This is a genomic window from Dysgonomonadaceae bacterium zrk40 (genome assembly GCA_016916535.1).
GTDB lineage: Bacteria > Bacteroidota > Bacteroidia > Bacteroidales > Dysgonomonadaceae > Proteiniphilum.
In genome coordinates this window covers 126183-146606 of sequence record CP070276.1, presented here as the reverse complement: position 1 = coordinate 146606, position 20424 = coordinate 126183, and the positions used below count along the sequence as shown (strand labels likewise).

The following is a 20424-nucleotide window of genomic DNA, read 5'->3' as shown; positions in this document are numbered from 1 at the left end:
TTAGTAAGTTTGAATTTCATAGTTCAAGGTTCAATTCTGACAACTCACTGTAGAACGGTATATCGGTCAGAAACTGGTAGGCAAGCGTGGTGAAATCGATCCGGTAACAGAAGTGACTGATGCCGTTTGAAACTACAATGTAAGGCACCCGCAGCACGCTGTTGTAGCGCGCCACCTGGTCGAATACCTGCTGGGTGATTGTCACCCTTGGTTCCTTGTATTCCAGGATCATCAGCGGTTCCAACTGCTTGTCATATACTACCGTATCGCATCTGCGAGAGAGCGAATTGAGCCGTATGGCAGTTTCATTGGCGATGCGTGAGGCAGGATAACCTTTCACCTGAACCAGGTAGTTCACGAAATGTTGGCGAACCCACTCCTCAGGTGTCAGCACCACATACTTCCTGCGCAGAGGATCAAATATCTCCTGCGACTCGCCCTTTTTTCTGATTTTTGCATCGTAGGATGGCAAATTTAACGGGTACATATTGTATCTTTGTTTGTATAACAGGGTTCGCTCTGAACAAAAATAGCGTTTTTTTATGAGAACGAAACAAGAAATCGTGGAGAACTGGCTTCCCAGGTACACCAAAAGAGCTCTTGCCGATTTCACCGGCTTTATCCTGCTGACCAACTTTCAGAAGTATGTGGAGATCTTCGCGGAGCACTTCAAGGTGCCCATTTTGGGTGCCGATGCCAACATGCCAAACGCCTCCGCCGAGGGAATCACCATCATCAACTTCGGAATGGGCAGTGCCAATGCAGCCACGGTGATGGATCTGCTGAGCGCCGTGAAGCCTACGGCAGTCCTCTTCCTGGGCAAGTGCGGCGGCCTGAAAGCACGCAGTGAGCTGGGGGATTACATCCTACCCATTGCTGCCATCAGAGGCGAGGGAACCTCCAATGACTACTTCCCACCAGAAGTACCCTCACTACCGGCATTCAGCCTCCTGCGTGCAGTCTCATCCAACATCCGCGACTTCGGGAGGGACTACTGGACCGGGACCGTCTACACCACCAACCGCCGTGTGTGGGAGTACGACGATGACTTCAAGGGATACCTCCGGCAGGTACGTGCCCTGGCAGTTGATATGGAGACCGCCACGATCTTCACCTGTGGTTTTGCCAACCATATCTCCACCGGAGCACTGTTGTTGGTCTCCGACCAACCATTGATCTCCACCGGCGTGAAAACAGAGAAGAGTGACCAGCATGTCACCGAGAACTTCGTGGAAGAGCATGTGAAGATAGGTATCAAATCGCTCTCCTCCATCATGAACAACGGATCCACCATCAAGCACCTCCGTTTCGACTGGTGACCTCCACTACAAATCCTGAACAATGGCAGCATCAACCAAAAACAGCTACGAGGCCATCCGTGCCGATATCCTGCAGGGACACTTTCATCCGGTCTACCTGTTGATGGGGGATGAGGGTTACTTCATTGACCGTCTCACCGATCTGCTGGAAGAAAAGGTGCTCACCGAAACGGAGAAGGATTTCAACATGCTCACCTTTTACGGTGTGGATTCCGATGTGCATACCATCATCGCGGCGGCGCGCAGATATCCCATGATGGCAGAACATCAGCTGATCGTGGTGAAAGAGGCCCAGAATCTTCCTAAGTTTGAGGAACTGGATCATTATGTCAGCAATCCAATGCCATCAACCGTGATGGTGATCAACTACCGCCACGGCAAGGTAGACAAACGGAAGGCATTGGTGAAAAACATAGAGAGGATTGGGGTGGTTTTTGAATCGAAAAAACTGTACGACAATCAAATTCCCCCGTTCATTGTCTCCTGGTTCAGGGAACAGTCGATCACCATCGACGAGAAGTCGGCACAGATGCTTACCGATTATGTGGGTAACGACATCAGCAAACTAATCCCCCAGCTGGAAAAACTGATGGTATCACTTCCTGCCGGCAACAAGAGGGTGACCGCTGAACTGGTAGAACAAAATGTGGGCATCAGCAAGGACTTCAATACCTTCGAACTGCAGAAGGCAATCATCCGCAAGGATCTGCTGACGGCAAACCGCATTGTGGATCACTTCGGCAAAAACCCTAAGGAATACCCGATGATGGCTACAGTGGCTGTCCTCTTCAATTACTTCAGCAACCTGTTGGAGTGCTACTGGCTCCCGAGCAGGGATGAACAGTCGGTGATGGCTGCATTGCAGATCAGGAGCAGCTTTTTTGCACGCGATTACATGACCGGACTGAGGCATTACAGTGCAGCCAAGGTGATGGAGATCATCTCTTACTTGCGACGTTTCGATGCCGCCTCAAAAGGGGTGGACAACGTTTCCGCCACGCAGTATGAACTGCTGCGCGAACTGGTCTATCGTATCATGCATTAGTCCTGCCGGATCCAGTCGATAATCTTATCGCTCAGGGGACTCTCACGGGGCATCACCACATCCACCAGGTGTCCCTGCTCATCAATCATGTATTTCTGAAAATTCCAGGTCACCTCCTGGTCCAACACACCGTTCTCAGCCTTTTGGGTGAGCCAGCTGTAGAGCGGTGCTATCTCATCGCCCTTCACGCTGATCTTATCCATCATTGGGAAGGTGACCCCATAATTGCCGGTGCAGAACTCTTTGATCTCCTGATTCGTGCCGGGTTCCTGATCATTGAAGTTGTTCGCCGGGAATCCAATGATTGTGAAATTCTTATCCTGATAGGTGCTGTATAGTTTCTGCAAATCCTCATACTGGGGAGTCAATCCGCAACGGGAGGCGACGTTCACCACCAACACCTTTTTACCTTTCAGCGTAGCCAGGTCGAATTCATTCCCGTCGATGTCTGTCACCTTGAAGTCGTGCAGCGTACTTTTGGAATTTCGGCTCTCAATGCCGGGTAAATCTGTCGTCACCTCTTTTGCTGCCTGTTGCTGTCTGTTCTGACCATTGCATCCCGGTGTGATGATTATTAAAAGGAGTGCAATCATCATGCCGCCCCATCTCTTTTCCATACTATGTTCTGTTTAATTGTTAGCATGATCTGACCTGTCGGGAGATTAAAGTCTCATTGCAACAGCAGATCATCATTGAACTATAACAAATGTTGCTGCTGTAGGGTTCAGCTTCCTTCTCACTTTTCTGATGTGAAATTCCAAACATGATAAAACGATACTATTTTACGGAATATCATACAGATAGGAATATTTTAAAGGCTCAGGAGCAGAATAAAGTGTCACTGACAAGGGAAGTATGGGGAAAGAGGCCCCTCAGGAGGAATTGAGCTCATTGCAACGAGCCCAACGCATATTTCTGGAGTGAATTGATTCCCCGAAAGCAAACACCCGGTTATCTATGCAACGACAATTCAATAATTACACAGCTGTCCCAATGGAGTAAAATAAAAACGCGATTTACAAATGTGATGATAAAAACGCGATACATTTGTCGAACCGGTTGCCTGTTACAATTCCATAATAGGATACAATTCTTATATTTGTCCTTTAACAATCAATGCGACAGAGTAGGTTGAACAAACAACTTCTTATCAATAAGAGCATCATATAAGTTATTTCAAGTTTTGGATTAGATTGTATCGGGAGATGGAGTTCATCACGGCATTTATTTGTTAAATACGAATCATTTTAGGTTATTAATATCTTATATATCAATTATATGAGTAAATATTATTAAGTTATACTTATCACCTGTTCAGGCTTTGATGTGGTTAAGTAGATTTGTGCCGATACAAATGTACCACAACATTTATTCTTTTGTAAACTACAAATCCATACAGCATTGTTTACCATTTGTAAAATAAAATTCATACATTTGTGAACCACTCGGAGAGGTGTATAAATATTCATGCAACCCCATACAGTGACGCTATGAAAGATCGCATCAAAAAAATCATGGAAATCGAACATTTGTCGCCAACACAGTTTGCCGACAGATTGCAAATCAACCGTGCTGTCATCTCCCATATACTAAATGGCAGGAACAATCCAAGTCTGGACGTAGTGACAAAGATATTGGGTGAAATGAACTACATCAATCCGGATTGGCTGCTCAATGGGAACGGTTCCATCTTTAAAGAGGGCATTGATCCCGACGCCATCGCAAAAGAGCCCGATTTATTTCACCAGGATAACGCAGAACAAGGTAAGAGCAAGGGTGAAACAAATCATGCGCAGGAAATGGCCTTTAAGGAACTCCCTTTTGAGATGAAAGAATCTGGTGAAAAGAGAGTTACGCCGCAAAGGGAACGTGAAAAGAATATCACACAGATAATCATCTACTACGACGACAGCACGTTTGAGACATTTATACCGCCCATTCACTAGGAGCTAAACCAATCAAGATGGTAGTTCACTCATATCGGTTGAGATGAAGTTGGGTGAGCGTCAATTTTGATTTCTATTCGTTGTATCTGAAATTTATGATGTACTTTTGTAGCGAACAAAGATATGATTCCGATGAAACAACTCGATTTCACCGTTCGCTCAAATGATAAACTGAACGACCAGAACCATCTGTTAAAGGTTGTCCCCAGCGACAATGAACAGCTGCCGGAGATGCTTCCCGGTCAGTTTGTACAGATTTTGGTTGAAAATGCGCAACATACCTTCCTGCGACGACCCATCTCCATCAATAACATTGTACCGGAAAGGAACGAGATTTGGCTACTGGTGCAATCAGTGGGTGAAGGTACCCAAAAGCTATGTGAGATGGCTGTCGGGGGGCGACTCAACATGCTGGTTCCACTGGGCAACAGCTTCACCATCCCCTCCAACCCCGGAAGCTACCTGCTGGTGGGTGGCGGCGTGGGGACGGCTCCCCTCCTGTTCCTGGGAAAGAAGCTGCATGAGAGAGGCATAGCGTGCGATTTCCTACTGGGAGGAGCTTCGGAAAAAAACATCCTGCAGCGATCCGACTTCACAGCGTATGGTACGCTCTACTGCACTACCGAAGATGGATCACTCGGTGAGAAGGGATACGTTACACATCACCCGGTGCTGCAGCACAAGAAATATGACTTCATCTTCACCTGTGGTCCCAAGCCAATGATGGTGGCGGTGGCACGCTATGCCCATGAAAGGGGGATCGTTTGTGAGGCATCGCTCGAGAACCTGATGGCGTGTGGATTCGGTGCCTGCCTCTGCTGCGTGGAAAAAACAACCCGTGGCAATCTCTGTGCCTGCACCGAGGGGCCCGTATTTGACATAAATGAATTGACATGGCTCGATTAGAAGTAACAATAGGCAGTATGCTGCTGCGCAACCCGGTGATGACCGCCTCGGGCACCTTCGGCTACGGTACCGAATATACCGATTTCATGGATCTGGGTCGTCTCGGCGGCATCTTCGTGAAGGGTACCACCCTGGAACCGCGCCAGGGGAACGACTACCCCAGGATGGCGGAGACGCCTTCCGGCATGCTCAATGCGGTGGGACTACATAACAAGGGGGTCGATTATTTCGTTGAGCAGATCTACCCGGTGATAAAGGATTACGACACCCGGATGATCGTCAACGTTTCCGGTTCCACCGTGGAAGATTATGTGGCCTGCACCGAGAAGCTGGTGGGTCTTGAAAAAATTCCCGCCATCGAACTCAACATCTCCTGCCCCAATGTGAAGGAGGGAGGGATGGCTTTCGGTACCACCTGTGCCTCGGCAGCACAGGTTACCAGAGCGGTACGCAGGGTCTATCCCGGCACTTTGATTGTCAAACTCTCTCCCAACGTCACCGACATTGCGGAGATTGCACGCTCGGTGGAGGCAGAGGGAGCCGATTCGGTCTCTCTGGTAAACACCTTCCTGGGAATGGCCATCGATGCCGAGAGCAGACGGCCGAAACTCTCCACCGTGACGGGAGGACTCTCCGGTCCCTGCATCAAACCCATCGCCCTGAGAATGGTATGGCAGGTCTTTCATGCAGTCAACATACCGGTAATCGGCATGGGTGGCATCTGTAACTGGGAGGATGCCATAGAGTTCATCCTGGCCGGCGCTACCGCCATTCAGGTGGGCACCTGCAACTTCATCGACCCCTCGGTATCGGTGAAGATTGTGGAGGGCATTGAGGCCTACCTACAACGACACAACATCGCATCGGTGACCGACCTGGTGGGTGCGATGGAAACAGCATGATCATTAATATCAAATTGTACTTTTATTTGGGATTATCTTTGACAAAATGAAAAATTATACTATCTTTGCCGATTCAAATTGATTTAAATTAGATAGATCATATGTCAAAATTGCAAATCCCAGATGGTTACATACCGCTCTTGAATCTCAAACAGACCGAGTTGGGAATCAAAAGCATCAAGGATTTCTTTCAGGTCAATCTCTCATCCGAGCTTCGTCTGAGAAGGGTGACCGCACCACTTTTCGTGGAGAGCGGAACCGGGATCAATGACGACCTGAACGGCGTGGAGCGTCCGGTTCGTTTTCCCATCAAGGACATGAACGACAAGCATGCCGAGATCGTACACTCCCTGGCCAAATGGAAGCGGTTGACCCTGGCCGACTATGAAATTGAAGAGGGTTTTGGCATCTATACCGATATGAATGCCATACGGGCCGATGAAGAGCTGGATAACCTTCATTCACTTTATGTGGATCAGTGGGACTGGGAGCTGGTGATCAGTGAAAAGGAGAGAACCGTGGAATTTCTTAAGAACGTTGTCAGGAGAATCTACGCCGCCATGCTCCGCACTGAATACCTGGTATTTGAACTCTTTCCCTCCATCACACCGCAGCTTCCCTCAGAGATCACCTTCATCCATGCTGAAGAGCTCCTGCAGCGCTATCCCGATATGGATGCCAAACAGCGGGAAGATGCCATCACGAAAGAATTTGGCGCTGTCTTCATCATCGGGATCGGAGCTCCCCTGAGTAACGGTGAGCCGCATGACGGACGTGCACCCGATTACGACGACTGGAGCACAATCGCTGCGGATGGTTACCCCGGCCTGAACGGTGATCTCCTTGTATGGAATCCTGTTCTGAAGAAATCGGTGGAGCTCTCCTCCATGGGGATACGTGTCGATGCCACCGCACTGGCCTCTCAGCTGAAGGCTCGAGGCAAGGAGGAGCGTCACTCGCTCTACTTTCACCGGCGACTGATGAACAATGAATTGCCACTTTCCATTGGAGGCGGCATCGGCCAGTCGCGCCTCTGCATGTACTACCTGCGCAAGGCTCACATTGGAGAGATTCAGGCAAGCCTTTGGCCCCGGCAGATGCGTGAAGAAGCAAAAGAACAGGGTGTATTTCTGATCTGACTCAGCTCATTACCCTTAATAGAATAATAGAGGCGGTCTCATCTGATGTGATGAGACCGCTTTTTTTCTGTTTAAACGTGACTGTTTGATGACCCTATTTCAGGAAGAAACAGCCTATCTCGTTCGTTACTGGTTCTAATCTCGTTCTAATATGGTTCTAATATGGTTCTAATCTCGTTCTAATAGATTCGACTGAGATTAGAGTCAGTTACGAGTGAGTTTATACGCTGTAAAAAGCCAACTAAGGCGATTCTTAGTGGATGGGATAAAAAAAACATCTCATTTGTATATTGAGACAGACTCTTTTCTTTTTATACTGAAGATGATTTTGTATTTTCGTCATCCCTAATCTGCTTGTTATGGAAGTGAAAATTGAAGAGAGTTGGAAGGAACTGTTAAAGAATGAGTTTGAACAGCCCTATTTCGAAGAGCTGACCCGTTTCGTACGGGAGGCATACCGCTCAGGAACAGTCTATCCCCCGGCGAAGTTGATTTTTCAGGCTTTCGACCGCTGCCCCTTTGAGCGGGTGAAGGTGGTCATCGTGGGGCAAGATCCCTATCACCAGCCGGGGCAAGCCCACGGGCTCTGTTTCTCGGTGAACGACGGAATTGCGCTGCCTCCCTCTCTGCTGAATATCTACAAGGAGCTGCAGAATGACATAGGAAAACCACCCGCTGCTTCCGGCAATCTTGAAAAGTGGGCCACGCAGGGGGTGCTGCTGCTCAATGCAACCCTCACGGTTGAGGCCAACCGCGCAGGTTCACACCAGGGCAAGGGATGGGAACGATTCACCGACAGGGTTATTGAACGGCTGGCAAAAGAAAGGGAAAACCTTGTCTTTATACTTTGGGGAGCATATGCACAACGAAAAGGGGAGGGTATTGATGCGAATAGGCATCTTGTTTTAAAGTCACCGCATCCTTCGCCACTATCTGCACACCGCGGTTTTTTTGGTAACAACCATTTCAGCAGCGCAAACGCCTATCTCACGGCTCATGGAAAAGAGCCGATTGTCTGGTAGTGGAATGTGTAGCAATTATCCCACACTACCTTCAAGACTGATTTGAAGCAGTTTTTGCGCTTCCACTGCAAACTCCATCGGGAGCTTGTTCACCACCTCTTTCACGTAACCGTTCACGATCAGACCGATGGCCTCCTCTTCGCCCAAGCCACGCTGGTTGCAGTAGAAGATCTGATCTTCGCTGATCTTGGAGGTGGTTGCCTCGTGTTCGAGAATGGCTGTCGGGTTCTGGATATCGGTATAGGGGAAAGTGTGTGCACCGCAATGATCGGTAAGCAACAGACTGTCGCACTGTGAGTGGTTGCGGGCGTTTTCAGCCTTCTTGGTCACTTTTACCAGTCCCCGGTAGCTGTTGTTGCTGCTGCCGGCCGAGATGCCCTTGGAGACGATGCGGCTGCGGGTGTTCTTGCCCAGGTGGATCATCTTGGTACCCGTATCAGCCTGCTGGAAGTTATTGGTCACCGCCACAGAGTAGAATTCACCCACCGAGTAGTCGCCGGCGAGGATGCAGGAGGGGTACTTCCAGGTGATGGCTGAGCCAGTCTCCACCTGTGTCCAGGAGATTTTGGAGTGGTTGCCCTTGCAGATTCCCCGTTTGGTCACGAAGTTGTAGACACCACCCTTACCATTCTTGTCGCCGGGGTACCAGTTCTGCACGGTAGAATATTTCACCTCCGCGTTTTCGAGTGTCACGATCTCCACGATGGCGGCATGCAATTGGTTCTCATCGCGCATCGGCGCGGTGCAACCCTCCAGGTAACTCACGTAAGAGTCGTCATCGGCCACGATCAGGGTACGTTCAAACTGACCCGTGTTGGCCGTGTTGATTCGGAAATAGGTGGAGAGTTCCATCGGGCAGCGCACACCCTTCGGGATGTAAACAAAGGAGCCGTCGCTGAAGACTGCCGAGTTGAGGGCAGCATAGTAATTGTCCTTGTAGGGGACCACGGAGCCCATATACTTTCTCACCAGGTCGGGGTGATGTTTCACCGCCTCACTGAAGGAACTGAAGATGATCCCTTTTTCGGCGAGCACCTCCTTGAAAGTGGTTTTTACAGAGACGCTGTCCATAACCGCATCGACCGCTACACCGGTGAGCTGCTTCTGTTCTTCCAGTGGAATGCCGAGTCGCTCAAATGTTTTAAGGAGCTCCGGATCCACCTCGTCGAGGCTCTGGGGGGTTTTGCGTTTGGTGGGATCGGCGTAGTAGATGATATCCTGAAAATTGATGGCAGGTATCTTCAGGTGTGCCCACTCCGGCTGCTCCATCGTGAGCCAGTGGCGGTAAGCTTTTAACCTGAATTCCAACATCCACTCGGGTTCCTCCTTCTTTGAAGATATCAGTCGGATGACATCTTCGCTGAGTCCTTTTTCAATCACTTCGGTTTCTACATCTGTTGTGAAACCAAATTTATATTCCTGTGACGTTAATTCGTTTAATATCTGATCCTGATCCAGTTCTTGCATAGTTATCGTGAAATTTTCGGGTCGTTACGACCGGCATGAATAAGCAGGGCGGTTGGTGCCACCCGACTTGTAGTAACAACCAACAGGTTGTTTTTGTTGTACAAAGATAATCCTTTTTCATCAATTAAATCAATCACCGATGGTCATACCGGCAGTTGAACAAATGTATCTCCGCTACTGTTAGATAGAAGAATCGACAAATTTCAAAGAAATTGGTTCGCTCTTTTTCATTCAGAAAATCAAGCGCAACCTCATTTAACATTTTAAAGCAACAAACAATATGAAAAAAGGACTCTTTCTACTGATCACCCTCTTTGCTGCATTCGCCGTTACGGCACAGTCGCACTACAAGGTTGATCCTGCCCACACCTCGGTGAACTTTAAAGTGAAGCACAGTGGCATCACCTTTGTGAATGGAAAATTCGAGAAGTTCGACGGTGGCATCATCGGCAGCCTCGACAAGATGGAGGAGGCAAGGGTATTCTTCAACGTGGAGGTGGGAAGCATCAACACGAGTGTCGAGATGCGTGACAACCATCTGCGCAGTGCCGATTTCTTTGATGCAGAGAAGTATCCCTCCATGTCTTTCGAAAGCACCAGCGTTGAGAAGGTGGATGACAAGAAGTACAAGCTCAATGGCAAGCTACAGATTAAGGATGTCACCAAGGATGTCACCTTCGATGTGATCTACGGTGGCGTGGTGAAGGGTCAGGATGGTGGTGAGACGGCAGGCTTCATTGCCAAAACTACCATCAACCGACTCGATTACAATGTGGCTTATGACCCCGATGGATTGGGCATTGGCAAGGAGGTGATGATCACACTCTATCTCGAGTTCAAGAGTGCCGTACTGTAAAGCAAGTCGGCCGGTATAAGATCAAGGCTGAACCTGCTATCAGAAAAGAGGCCGTCCCATGATATGACATGAGACGGCCACTTTTTTTATTTCGTGGTGAAGTAACGGGTGATCACTCCCCCGGGAGAAAGCAGTTCGGTAAGCTCACTGTAAGGGATCGTCACATCGATGACTCCCATGGCGTAGGGGGCAATCTCATACTGGTTGAACGCGTAGTGTATGGCGCTGTCGCTCAGCCAGAAGTTGTTGTTGGGCTGGATATCCTCAACGGTGAAGAATCCTTTCATCTGCAGAGAATCGGGCTCTGTAACCTCGTTGTCTTTCATCAGCTGCACCACGATCTTCTCTGTAAGGGGTCGGTAATAACCCGGCAGGAAGAGATCTTCTTCCGAGAGGGTGGTGAGTCGATTCAGGTCGATGTTGGTGTAGGTGACCCTGTGCGATCCATGTGCTCCCCCCTCGTAATCGCTGTATGAGACGCTGTAGCTCATCAGTGAGTCGCTCACATGCAACAGCTCGTTCCGGATATCGAGCGTATGCCAGTACCATACCGGCATCTCCCCATCCATCATTGCTTTCTCTTCGTAGAAATTGTTGGAGAGCGCACGGTAGCGTTCACGATAGGCCTCGGTGTAGAGGGTGATTGCTTCCTTCGGTGAAAGGGCGTCATATTGAATGTCACCAAAGAAGGTGCCGTTGAAGATCTGCTGCAGACGCCTCAGGGAGGCTTCGTCCCGGAACTTCTCCGGATAAGTGAAGGAGAGCGTCAGCTCCGCATGGGGGAGGGTTGTATCATTCTCCGCCAGAAGGGGAATATGTTCGTTCACCACCATCGTTTCGAAGCGGATCTCATTGCAGGAACTGATAAGCAGGAGAGCTGCCACCGATAGGCTGAAAAAGAGGAACTGTTGTTTCTGCATCATCGGGGGTTATTGTATGATCTGTTTAATTGCACCTAACTCAGGATAGAACAGTACGCTGATGGGTTGTTTCATGTTTCCGAACATTCGTTTTGCCAGGACCTCCTTGGTACCGTATTGTACTACATCCACCTCATTTTCGAAGATCTTCTCGTGACCGAACTCAATCACCAGTGCTGCCTTCCCGGGAACATTGTACACAAGCCCGCTGCTCAACTTATCCTCCAGTTTTTTCAGCTCCCGTTCAGAGAGAATCAGCTCAACCCTGGGTGTCTTGTTTGTTAAAGAGAGGTAAATAGGTTCACCGGCCAGGTTGTCGGCATCCACCGGTCCCAGTCGTTCTGAAAAGCGTGCCACAACGCGACGGTCGATATCGTTTGAATCGGGTACCACATTATAGCTCACTGACATGTACTCAACGGCTGTAGTGCCGGTGAAGAGACCGGTAAGCGCTTTCTCCTGGAGATCGATCTGATCCATCACCACCTTGTAGGCGGTGCCATCGGGGGGCATGCTCTCCGCTTCGCCGGTGAGGATATCGGTACGGCTGCGACGCAAGTCGAGAATCTGACGTGCTACCAGTTCAGCCTGCTTGGCTGTGGAACCAGCCATCAGCGTTTCCTGTGTAAAAAAACGACGTGGGTTGAGATCGGGTGTCTCACTGTCGGGAAGCGTTGTCTCGCTGTCACCTTTCAGCTCCCCCTCACTGTTCACGGCTACAATCACGCCATCCTCACGCAGCGTGACGTAGGGTTCAAAACTCTTGTCCTTGAACTCAATCATGTATGATTGAGCCTTGTCGGCAATTCCCTTGTTCACAACGGAAAGATCTTCCAGCGTGTAGCGCGCTTGGTTCTCGGTGATCGGGTCACTGATTCCCAGGTAGGGCTGTGCATATGTGTAAAAATCGCCCCGCTGGTAGGTTGTTTTTTTTACCAGCAGGGTGATCTCAAATGTACTCTTCGGAAGGGTGTAAACCACACCATAGTCGTTTGCCCTGACAGCATTCACACGGATTGTCTTCTGTGCATAGAGGCTGCTGCAGGTCACCATCAGCATCAGCAGGAATGTAGTGTTTGCTCTTTTCATATGGTTTACTTGTTGGTTTGTGATTAAAATCAATGTGCCGACCTGAACTGCTCCAGGAAACGGAGGTCGTTCTCGGAGAACATACGCAGATCTTTCACCTGGTACTTCAGGTTGGTGATGCGCTCGATACCCATTCCCAAGGCATAACCGGTGTATTCTTTGCTGTCGATGCCACAGTTCTCCAGCACGTTGGGATCGACCATGCCGCACCCCAGTATTTCCACCCAACCGGTCTGCTTGCAGAAGGGACATCCTTCTCCACCGCAGATGTTGCAGGAGATATCCATCTCCGCACTAGGCTCGGTGAACGGAAAGTAGGAGGGGCGGAGCCTGATTTTCGTATCGGCACCGAACATCTCTCTGGCAAAGAAGAGCAGTGCCTGCTTCAGATCGGCAAACGAAACATCCTTGTCGATGTAAAGTGCTTCCACCTGGTGAAAGAAACAGTGGGCACGGTAGGAGATCGCCTCGTTACGGTAAACCCTTCCCGGGCAGATGATGCGGATGGGCGGTTCTGTCTGTTCCATCACCCTCGTCTGTACGGAGGAGGTGTGGGTACGCAGCACCACCTGTGGGTCGTGCTGAATGAAGAAGGTGTCTTGCATGTCACGTGCCGGGTGGTCGTCGGCAAAGTTGAGCGACGAGAATACATGCCAGTCGTCCTCCACCTCCGGACCTTCGGCGATGGTGAAGCCAAGACGCTTGAAGATGTCGCAAATTTCCTCACGCACAATCGAGAGTGGGTGGCGTGTGCCCAGCGCTACGGGATAGGCCGTTCGTGAGAGGTCATCCCGCACATCAGCTGTTCCGTTCTGTGCGAACATTTCTTTAAGCTGTTGCAACCGATCACCGGCAGCTTGCTTCAGTGCATTTATCTTCATGCCTACCTCTCTCTTCTGGTCGGCCGGAATGTTCCGGAACTCATCCATCAGAGAGGAGATGATTCCTTTTTTGCTCAGGTATTTGATGCGGATCGATTCAACCTCTTCGGCGGTGGTCGCTTTCAGTTGTTCAATCTCGGTGAGCAGCGCTTCTATCTTTTCTTGCATATTGTATCTTCACTTATGATTCTGTAAACAGCACAAAATTACATTTTTTCCCGCTATTTGTCCCATATTTCAGGGAAAGATTTGTTGTGAGAGGATGGAATGCAGCCGGTAAATTTGTACATTTGTCATGAAAGAGAAGAATTGTCATGTTGGAAACCGTACAGAGATACATTGAGAAAAATGAGCTACTCACAAAGGGTTGCAGGGTCATCGTGGGGCTGAGCGGCGGTGCTGACTCAATGGCATTGCTCGACCTGCTCACATTGCTGGGATATCATTGTGTGGCGGCACACTGCAACTTTCATTTGCGGGGAGATGAATCGCAACGGGATGCCGATTTTGTGCGACGTTGGTGCAAGGATATCGATGTGCCTTATCGATCTGTCGATTTTGATACGCATCAATATGCCGCCGACAGGAAGATCTCCATTGAGATGGCTGCACGGGAACTGCGGTACGACTGGTTTGAGGTGATCCGACAACAGGAGAATGCCGAAGCGATTGCAGTGGCACACCACAAGGATGACTCGGTAGAGACCCTCTTGCTCAACCTGATACGTGGAACCGGCATCAGGGGACTTACCGGCATCAGTCCAAAGAACGGGCGGCTGATACGGCCTCTGCTCTGCGTCACGCGCAGTGAGATTGAACAGTACCTGGATGAACGGGGCATTCCCGCAATCTTTGACAGCAGCAACAACGATGACCGTTTTTTGCGCAACGCCATCAGGTTACGGGTAATCCCCCTGCTGGAGCAGCTCAACCCCTCAGTGAAGGAGGCCATCCACCGCACCTCGCAACATCTGACGGAGGCAGAGAAGGTTTACACCTCCGCGATCAACGAACAGACGGCGTCACTCTTTCAAGGGGAAGAAATCAACATCGATGCGTTGAAAAGGAACCCCTCTCCAAGCTCCCTCCTCTACGAGATCCTCACGCCGCTTGGATTCAACTCTTCGGTGATCGGGGACATTGCTGAAAGTCTCAATGCTACTCCGGGCAAACAGTTTCTGGGAGACCGTTACCGAGTGATCAAAGACCGGGAAGCCTTTCTGGTAACGCCGCTTCCTGAAACTGATAATACCTGTATTTATACAATTGAAGAGGATACAACATCATTGACAAAGCCATTGAGGATGGAGATCCGCTCTTTGGAGATGCCGGTGGCGATTGAAAAAAATAAATCAACTCTTACGGTTGACCGTGATCTGTTATGCTTTCCGTTGCTTTTGCGGCGTTGGCAGGCGGGCGACTGGTTCATACCCTTTGGGATGAAGGGAAGAAAGAAGCTAAGTGACTTTTTTACAGATCGCAAGATGAACCTGCGCGACAAAGAAGAGGTGTGGGTACTGCTGTCGGGTGAAGATCTGGTCTGGGTTGTGGGGGAGCGGCCCGACAACCGTTTTCGGGTCACCGAAAAGACGAAAAGGGGTTTGCAGATTAAGCTATGTCCCGAAAACGTTTGAAAAATGCAAGATGTTGAAAAGATTTTGGCCTGGAATGCAACGTTTTTGCGGTTAATCCGTCTTACAAATAGAACTCTTATTGCAGATTCGTTGTTATTAACTCAAAACAATAAAAGATACAGATGAAAACCAATACAATCAAAGACATTGTCCTGTTGGGCACCTTCGCCGGTTTTGCCTATTATATCTCACGCTATTACAGACAGAAGAAACAAAAAGAGAAAGAATTGCGTGAGACACTCCATTTTCAGTTGTTCTGATCCCACTACATCGTTTGGCAGATAATTTCCGGTCCGGCTGTTTCAATGCACCTATTTTTTATATCTTTGCATCCTGAAAACAGTTGAACCATTTGTTATGCTCACACTCAAGGTAATCAGAGAAAACAGGGATGAGGTGCTGGATCGCCTCGCACGTAAAAATTTCGATGGCAATGCGGTAATTGATGAAATCATCGCACAGGATGATTTGAGACGCAGTACGCAGACCTCACTCGATGCAGTGTTGAATGAAGTCAACACCCTTTCACGCTCCATAGGTGCCTTGATGAAGGAGGGCCGGAAAGAGGAGGCCAACGAAGCACGTGCAGAGGTGAACCGATTGAAGGAATCGTCCAAAGAGCTCGAAGAGACCCTTCGCGCGGCACAGGAGAAGATTGAAAGCCTGCTGGTTACCATACCCAACCTGCCTCATATCACCGTACCGGAAGGCAAAGGAGCGGACGACAATCTAATGGAACAGAGTGGGGGAGCGATGCCTCACCTGCCCGAAGGTGCACTGCCTCACTGGGAACTGGCAAAGAAATATGACCTGATTGATTTTGAACTGGGTGTGAAGATTGCCGGTGCCGGCTTCCCTGTCTATAAGGGTAAGGGAGCCCGGTTGCAACGCTCCCTGATCAACTTCTTCCTCGACAGTGCCCGCGATGCGGGTTACCTGGAGGTACAACCCCCTTACGTGGTGAATAGTGATTCCGGCTTTGGTACGGGCCAGCTACCCGACAAGGAGGGGCAGATGTATCACGTGGGGCTCGACGACCTCTATCTGATTCCCACAGCGGAGGTGCCCGTAACGAACCTCTATCGGGATGTGATCCTCGATGAAAAACAACTCCCGGTCAAAAATACCGCCTATTCTGCATGCTTCCGCCGTGAAGCTGGCTCCTATGGAAAAGATGTGAGGGGGTTGAATCGACTGCACCAGTTCGACAAGGTGGAGATCGTATGTATTGACAAACCTGAGAACTCCTATGCGCGGCTCGATGAGATGGTGGCATACGTACAGACACTCGTGGAGAGACTGGGGTTGCCCTGGCGCATCTTGCGTCTTTGTGGTGGCGACATGAGCTTCACCTCGGCTCTCACCTTCGATTTCGAGGTATACTCTGCAGCACAGCAACGCTGGCTGGAGGTGAGTTCTGTCTCCAACTTCGAGAGCTACCAAGCCAACCGGCTCAAGTGCCGTTATCGTGATGCGGACCGCAAGACACAGCTCTGCCACACATTGAACGGTAGCGCCCTGGCCCTTCCCCGCATCATGGCTGCCTTGTTGGAGAACAACCAGACAGCCGACGGTATCCGCATCCCCGAGGTGCTGGTGCCTTACTGCGGATTTGATCTAATCAACTAAGAGAATCTTCCTGCACCATTCCCAGTAGCTGTAAGATGGCAATCCCTGCCGTGCGCTCAATGTTTTGCGCACGACTGCTGCCTACCCTGTATTCGTGTGTAATTATTTGTTGTCTGCAAAGGGTGGCAATCCACACGGTGCCCACCGGCTTTTCCTTTGTGCCACCCTCGGGGCCCATGATGCCGGTGACTGCGATGGCGCAGTTGGTTCCTGTTGCCGCTGCCACTCCTCTTACCATCTGCTCCGCTACCTCGTGACTTACCGCACCATGCTTTGCCAGTGTCTCTTGTTTTACCAGCAGTAACTTCTCCTTAATGCTGTTGTTGTATACGATCACACTCCCCATGTACCACGAGGAGGCCCCCGGAAGAGAGGTGATCAGATGAGCTACGTACCCACCGGTACAGCTCTCCGCGGTGGCAATGGTAAGCTGTTTCTCTCTGAGCAACTCACCAAGCAGCTCCTCTGCTTTTCTGTTGCCTTCTGTGATGCAGCTGTTGCCGAGCAGCCCGAGAAGTTTACTGCCCTGCTGATCCATTGCTGAAGCATGCTCCTTACCCCATGCTGAGAGGCGCAGCCTGATACCGCCGTAGGAGGGTAGGTAGGCAAGTGAAAAAGGCGCCGGGAGCTGATCTTCAAACAAAGCCAGATGGGAAGCCAGTGCCGACTCGGTAAAGCCTGCCACCAGGTAGTCACGACGCAGGTAGCTGTTCACCTGAAATTGTTTCTTTAAACGGGGAATGATCTCCTCCCGCATGGCTGTACGCATCTCCGAAGGCACCCCCGGCATCGATATCAGCAGCTGTTCTCCCTTTCGGAACCAGAGCAGTGGTGCGGTACCCACGCTGTTGGGAATCACCGTTGCCAGTTCAGGCACCAACGCCTGGTCGCGTGTCAGCGGGTTGAGAGTGGCTTTGCGGCGAAGGAACAAGTTTTCAATATGTTGCAACACTTCATTGTTAAGAATGAGCCCGCAACCGAAATAGTTGCAGAGGGTCTCCTTGGTACGGTCGTCGCGGGTTGGGCCCACACCGCCGGTAAGCAGCAGGATATCGGCTCGTGAAAAGGCAATGTTGAGTGCCTTGAGAAGGTCGTCAGCTGCATCGCCCACTGTGGTGATGGCACCTACCGTGAATCCTTCTGCCGTCAGCTCCTTCGCCATCCACGCTGAGTTGGTGTCGGTGATTTGCCCTATCAGCAGTTCATCACCAATGGTGATAATTTCAATCTTCATCTCACTTTCTTTAAATGAAGTGCAAATTAAGGGATAATCATTTACATAATCATTTTTTTTGCTATCAATCGGTTTTTTATTGCAAAAAAAGATATCTTTGAATCATGAGAAATTCAGTTACGAGTGAACCTGCGAAGAAATTCGGCACCCCGGCGGTCTATTTCACTGCCATCGCTACTCTTTTCGGTGCCATCCTTTTTCTACGCTTCGGATATGCGGTGGGTACCGTGGGATTGTGGGGTGTTTTCATCCTGATTATCGTGGGTAACATGGTAACCATCCCCACGGCACTGGCTATCTCCGAGCTGGCCACCAACAAACGGGTGGAGGGTGGAGGCGAATATTTTCTCATCTCCCGCTCCTTCGGACTCAACATCGGCGGGACGCTCGGCATCATGCTCTACCTCTCTCAGACCATCAGCGTCGCCTTTTACGTGATCGCCTTCACTGAGGCTTTCGATTTCTTCTTCCAGTATATGTCCCTGCAGCATGGCATGGATCTGCCACGACAGGTGGTGAGCATACCGGTGATGCTGCTACTCTCGGCACTGGTGATCAGCAAAGGTGCCAACATGGGATTGAAAGCACTTTACGTGGTGGTGGGGCTGCTCATCCTGGTGGTGATTCTCTTTTTTCTCGGCAAGCCTGTTCCGGGTGATCAGGTGGGTTACTTTGCCTCCAACGCCATGCTGAAGAACAGCGACCAGCTCTTTCTCATCTTTGCCATCATCTTCCCTGCCTTCACCGGGATGACCGCCGGCGTGGGGTTGTCAGGAGATCTGAAGAAACCGAGCAAGTCAATCCCCTTCGGCACCATTGCAGGCACCCTCACCAGCTTTGTAATCTATTTTTTCATCGCCTGGAAGCTATCAATTTCAGCCTCCAGTGACCAGCTGTCGGCCAACCAACTGATCATGGGAGACATTGCCCTTTTCGGCAGCATCATCGTACCACTGGGACTGGCTGCATCAACCTTTTCCTCGGCACTGGGATCGGTGATGGTGGGACCACGTACCCTTCAGGCGATTGCCTTGGACAACTCCCTCCCGATACGATCAGCGAACCGGTGGGTCAGCAAGATGCGTGGCAGGGATCATGAGCCGGTGAATGCTTCGGTGATCACCTGCATCATCGCACTGGTTTTTGTGACCATTGGTGGAGTTGACGTTGTGGCGCAGATCATCACCATGTTTTTTCTGGTCACCTATGGTACGCTCTGCCTCATCTCCTTCCTGAACCACTTCGGCTCATCACCATCCTATCGACCCTCTTTCCGCTCCAGATGGTACATCTCACTGCTCGGTTTTATTGCTGCGGTATGGGTGATGTTTCAGATCAGCCTCCTTTACACACTGATTGCCTTTACCACCATGATCCTGCTGTACCTCTACCTGGACAACTACCACAGCAACCGGCGTGGCTTTGCCGCCCTTTTTGCCAACACCCTCTTCCAGATGAACCGAAACCTGCAGATCTATCTTCAGAAGAAGGGTGGGAGGGCAACCATCAAGGAGGAATGGAGACCCAGCGCGATCTGCATCTCCCGCCACACCTTCCGGCGCAACAACGCACTGAAGCTGCTGGACTGGATCTCATACAAGTATGGCTTCGGCACCTACCTCCACCTTATCGACGGTTATTTCTCGAGGGAAACCAACCTTCGTGCCGAAGAGGAACTGCAACGGCTGCTCAGCAGATTGGATACATCCAGCCATGTTTACATCGACACCATCATCTCACCCTCTACCACTTCCGCTTTCGCACAGTCGATACAGATACCGGGTATCTCGGGGATGGAGAATAACATGGTGATCTTTGAATTTTCCAAGAGTGAGCCGGATGAGATACACGATATCATCGATAACATCCGGATGGTGACTGCCGGTGGTTTCGACGTCTGCATCCTGGCTTCCAGCAGAAAACCGCTGATTTGTCGCAATGGCATCCACATTTGGGTGAGAAGCTTTGATACCGAGAACAGCAACCTGATGATCCTGCTTGGCTTCATTATCCTGGGCCATCCCGACTGGAAGAGGGCAAACATCAAGCTCTTTAACATCTGTACGGAGGAGGATGCTCCAAAGGTGAGAAAGCAGATGAGGGAACTGGTGGAAACAGGGCGATTGCCCATCACACCCAATAACGTGGAGGTGATCATCCGGCAGGAGAATCTTTCTGTGAAAGAGGTAATCAACCAGCACTCCCGGGATGCGGCACTCACCATGATTGGTTTCAATGAGAATAACTTCAGGAATGGCAACACCGATCTCTTTGAAGGATATGGTGAACTTGGCAACATTCTCTTTGTTCACTCCAACGGACCAAAGGATATTGAGTAGAAGAGGCAATTGTGCATAGAGATACATAGTAGCTTCCACTACTACCCCAACGAAATAGAGGTGCTGACAATCAAGGTAAAAAAGAGCAGCATTTAT

The 20424-nt window shown here is 50.1% G+C and carries 19 protein-coding genes; 12 read left to right on the top strand and 7 right to left on the bottom strand.

Going from position 1 to position 20424, the window contains the following annotated elements:
- Nucleotides 1-16 precede the first annotated feature (16 nt).
- Nucleotides 17-487, bottom strand: a complete 471-nt coding sequence (locus JS578_00655; GenBank protein QRX63812.1) for a type I restriction enzyme HsdR N-terminal domain-containing protein — start codon at nucleotides 485-487, stop codon at nucleotides 17-19.
- 55 nt (nucleotides 488-542) lie between these two features.
- Between JS578_00655 and JS578_00650 the strand changes: the two genes are divergently transcribed.
- Together JS578_00650 and holA are read left to right on the top strand one after the other, a co-directional pair.
- Complete coding sequence (locus JS578_00650) at nucleotides 543-1319, top strand: AMP nucleosidase (GenBank protein ID QRX63811.1); 777 nt, start codon at nucleotides 543-545, stop codon at nucleotides 1317-1319.
- Nucleotides 1320-1341: 22 nt separating this feature from the next.
- Nucleotides 1342-2364 carry a DNA polymerase III subunit delta gene (gene holA / locus JS578_00645; protein ID QRX63810.1) on the top strand — a complete coding sequence of 341 codons (1023 nt, stop codon included), beginning with the start codon at nucleotides 1342-1344 and terminating at the stop codon, nucleotides 2362-2364.
- On the opposite strand, the gene JS578_00640 is transcribed toward holA, so the two are convergent.
- A complete protein-coding gene (locus tag JS578_00640) occupies nucleotides 2361-2957 on the bottom strand; it encodes a glutathione peroxidase (GenBank protein QRX64872.1) in 597 nt (198 codons plus the stop codon). The genes holA and JS578_00640 overlap by 4 nt on opposite strands.
- A gap of 897 nt (nucleotides 2958-3854) precedes the next feature.
- On the opposite strand from JS578_00640, the gene JS578_00635 reads away from it, so the two are divergent.
- The 5 genes from JS578_00635 to ung all read left to right on the top strand — a co-directional run bounded on the left by JS578_00635 (nucleotide 3855) and on the right by ung (nucleotide 8279).
- Complete coding sequence (locus tag JS578_00635; GenBank protein ID QRX63809.1) at nucleotides 3855-4310, top strand: helix-turn-helix transcriptional regulator; 456 nt, start codon at nucleotides 3855-3857, stop codon at nucleotides 4308-4310.
- 132 nt (nucleotides 4311-4442) lie between these two features.
- Nucleotides 4443-5216 carry a dihydroorotate dehydrogenase electron transfer subunit gene (locus JS578_00630; protein ID QRX63808.1) on the top strand — a complete coding sequence of 258 codons (774 nt, stop codon included), beginning with the start codon at nucleotides 4443-4445 and terminating at the stop codon, nucleotides 5214-5216.
- Nucleotides 5204-6118, top strand: coding sequence for a dihydroorotate dehydrogenase (locus JS578_00625; protein ID QRX63807.1), 915 nt, complete (start codon nucleotides 5204-5206; stop codon nucleotides 6116-6118). Before JS578_00630 ends, JS578_00625 begins: the two co-directional genes overlap by 13 nt.
- Before the next feature lie 101 nt (nucleotides 6119-6219).
- Entirely contained in the window at nucleotides 6220-7257 is a 1038-nt protein-coding gene (locus JS578_00620) for an aspartate--ammonia ligase (protein QRX63806.1), read from the top strand.
- A gap of 359 nt (nucleotides 7258-7616) precedes the next feature.
- Complete coding sequence (gene ung, locus JS578_00615) at nucleotides 7617-8279, top strand: uracil-DNA glycosylase (protein QRX63805.1); 663 nt, start codon at nucleotides 7617-7619, stop codon at nucleotides 8277-8279.
- A gap of 15 nt (nucleotides 8280-8294) precedes the next feature.
- Here ung and sufB read toward each other — a convergent pair whose 3' ends face one another.
- Nucleotides 8295-9746 (bottom strand): Fe-S cluster assembly protein SufB, encoded by a 1452-nt coding sequence (gene sufB, locus JS578_00610; protein QRX63804.1) that lies wholly within the window; start codon nucleotides 9744-9746, stop codon nucleotides 8295-8297.
- 280 nt (nucleotides 9747-10026) lie between these two features.
- Between sufB and JS578_00605 the strand changes: the two genes are divergently transcribed.
- Nucleotides 10027-10602 carry a YceI family protein gene (locus JS578_00605; GenBank protein ID QRX63803.1) on the top strand — a complete coding sequence of 192 codons (576 nt, stop codon included), beginning with the start codon at nucleotides 10027-10029 and terminating at the stop codon, nucleotides 10600-10602.
- An 86-nt stretch (nucleotides 10603-10688) separates the two neighbouring features.
- Here JS578_00605 and JS578_00600 read toward each other — a convergent pair whose 3' ends face one another.
- From JS578_00600 to pheS, 3 genes are read right to left on the bottom strand one after another with little or no spacing between them, the layout of a single operon-like run.
- Nucleotides 10689-11525: a DUF3298 domain-containing protein gene (locus JS578_00600; GenBank protein ID QRX63802.1), complete on the bottom strand. Its 837-nt coding sequence runs from the start codon at nucleotides 11523-11525 to the stop codon at nucleotides 10689-10691.
- Nucleotides 11526-11531: 6 nt separating this feature from the next.
- Complete coding sequence (locus tag JS578_00595; GenBank protein QRX63801.1) at nucleotides 11532-12611, bottom strand: DUF4831 family protein; 1080 nt, start codon at nucleotides 12609-12611, stop codon at nucleotides 11532-11534.
- 29 nt (nucleotides 12612-12640) lie between these two features.
- On the bottom strand, nucleotides 12641-13660 hold the full coding sequence (gene pheS / locus JS578_00590) for a phenylalanine--tRNA ligase subunit alpha (protein ID QRX63800.1): 1020 nt from the start codon (nucleotides 13658-13660) through the stop codon (nucleotides 12641-12643).
- 146 nt (nucleotides 13661-13806) lie between these two features.
- Here pheS and tilS point away from each other — a divergent pair, with 146 nt between their 5' ends.
- The 3 genes from tilS (at nucleotide 13807) to serS (ending at nucleotide 16755) form a co-directional block, all read left to right on the top strand.
- Complete coding sequence (gene tilS, locus JS578_00585; GenBank protein QRX63799.1) at nucleotides 13807-15126, top strand: tRNA lysidine(34) synthetase TilS; 1320 nt, start codon at nucleotides 13807-13809, stop codon at nucleotides 15124-15126.
- Nucleotides 15127-15248: 122 nt separating this feature from the next.
- A complete protein-coding gene (locus tag JS578_00580) occupies nucleotides 15249-15386 on the top strand; it encodes a hypothetical protein (protein ID QRX63798.1) in 138 nt (45 codons plus the stop codon).
- Nucleotides 15387-15483: 97 nt separating this feature from the next.
- A complete protein-coding gene (gene serS / locus JS578_00575; protein ID QRX63797.1) occupies nucleotides 15484-16755 on the top strand; it encodes a serine--tRNA ligase in 1272 nt (423 codons plus the stop codon).
- Here serS and JS578_00570 read toward each other — a convergent pair.
- Entirely contained in the window at nucleotides 16748-17989 is a 1242-nt protein-coding gene (locus tag JS578_00570; protein ID QRX63796.1) for a CinA family nicotinamide mononucleotide deamidase-related protein, read from the bottom strand. The genes serS and JS578_00570 overlap by 8 nt on opposite strands.
- 104 nt (nucleotides 17990-18093) lie before the next feature.
- Between JS578_00570 and JS578_00565 the strand changes: the two genes are divergently transcribed.
- Nucleotides 18094-20328 (top strand): amino acid permease, encoded by a 2235-nt coding sequence (locus JS578_00565; GenBank protein QRX63795.1) that lies wholly within the window; start codon nucleotides 18094-18096, stop codon nucleotides 20326-20328.
- Nucleotides 20329-20424: the final 96 nt, after the last annotated feature.

Excerpts from the sequence above, each read along its gene's own strand:
- JS578_00655 (QRX63812.1), bottom strand. The coding sequence starts at position 487 with ATGTACCCGTTAAATTTGCCATCCTACGATGCAAAAATCAGAAAAAAG.
- JS578_00650 (QRX63811.1), top strand. The coding sequence starts at position 543 with ATGAGAACGAAACAAGAAATCGTGGAGAACTGGCTTCCCAGGTACACC.
- holA (QRX63810.1), top strand. The coding sequence starts at position 1,342 with ATGGCAGCATCAACCAAAAACAGCTACGAGGCCATCCGTGCCGATATC.
- JS578_00640 (QRX64872.1), bottom strand. The coding sequence starts at position 2,957 with ATGATTGCACTCCTTTTAATAATCATCACACCGGGATGCAATGGTCAG.
- JS578_00635 (QRX63809.1), top strand. The coding sequence starts at position 3,855 with ATGAAAGATCGCATCAAAAAAATCATGGAAATCGAACATTTGTCGCCA.
- JS578_00630 (QRX63808.1), top strand. The coding sequence starts at position 4,443 with ATGAAACAACTCGATTTCACCGTTCGCTCAAATGATAAACTGAACGAC.
- JS578_00625 (QRX63807.1), top strand. The coding sequence starts at position 5,204 with ATGGCTCGATTAGAAGTAACAATAGGCAGTATGCTGCTGCGCAACCCG.
- JS578_00620 (QRX63806.1), top strand. The coding sequence starts at position 6,220 with ATGTCAAAATTGCAAATCCCAGATGGTTACATACCGCTCTTGAATCTC.
- ung (QRX63805.1), top strand. The coding sequence starts at position 7,617 with ATGGAAGTGAAAATTGAAGAGAGTTGGAAGGAACTGTTAAAGAATGAG.
- sufB (QRX63804.1), bottom strand. The coding sequence starts at position 9,746 with ATGCAAGAACTGGATCAGGATCAGATATTAAACGAATTAACGTCACAG.
- JS578_00605 (QRX63803.1), top strand. The coding sequence starts at position 10,027 with ATGAAAAAAGGACTCTTTCTACTGATCACCCTCTTTGCTGCATTCGCC.
- JS578_00600 (QRX63802.1), bottom strand. The coding sequence starts at position 11,525 with ATGATGCAGAAACAACAGTTCCTCTTTTTCAGCCTATCGGTGGCAGCT.
- JS578_00595 (QRX63801.1), bottom strand. The coding sequence starts at position 12,611 with ATGAAAAGAGCAAACACTACATTCCTGCTGATGCTGATGGTGACCTGC.
- pheS (QRX63800.1), bottom strand. The coding sequence starts at position 13,660 with ATGCAAGAAAAGATAGAAGCGCTGCTCACCGAGATTGAACAACTGAAA.
- tilS (QRX63799.1), top strand. The coding sequence starts at position 13,807 with ATGTTGGAAACCGTACAGAGATACATTGAGAAAAATGAGCTACTCACA.
- JS578_00580 (QRX63798.1), top strand. The coding sequence starts at position 15,249 with ATGAAAACCAATACAATCAAAGACATTGTCCTGTTGGGCACCTTCGCC.
- serS (QRX63797.1), top strand. The coding sequence starts at position 15,484 with ATGCTCACACTCAAGGTAATCAGAGAAAACAGGGATGAGGTGCTGGAT.
- JS578_00570 (QRX63796.1), bottom strand. The coding sequence starts at position 17,989 with ATGAAGATTGAAATTATCACCATTGGTGATGAACTGCTGATAGGGCAA.
- JS578_00565 (QRX63795.1), top strand. The coding sequence starts at position 18,094 with ATGAGAAATTCAGTTACGAGTGAACCTGCGAAGAAATTCGGCACCCCG.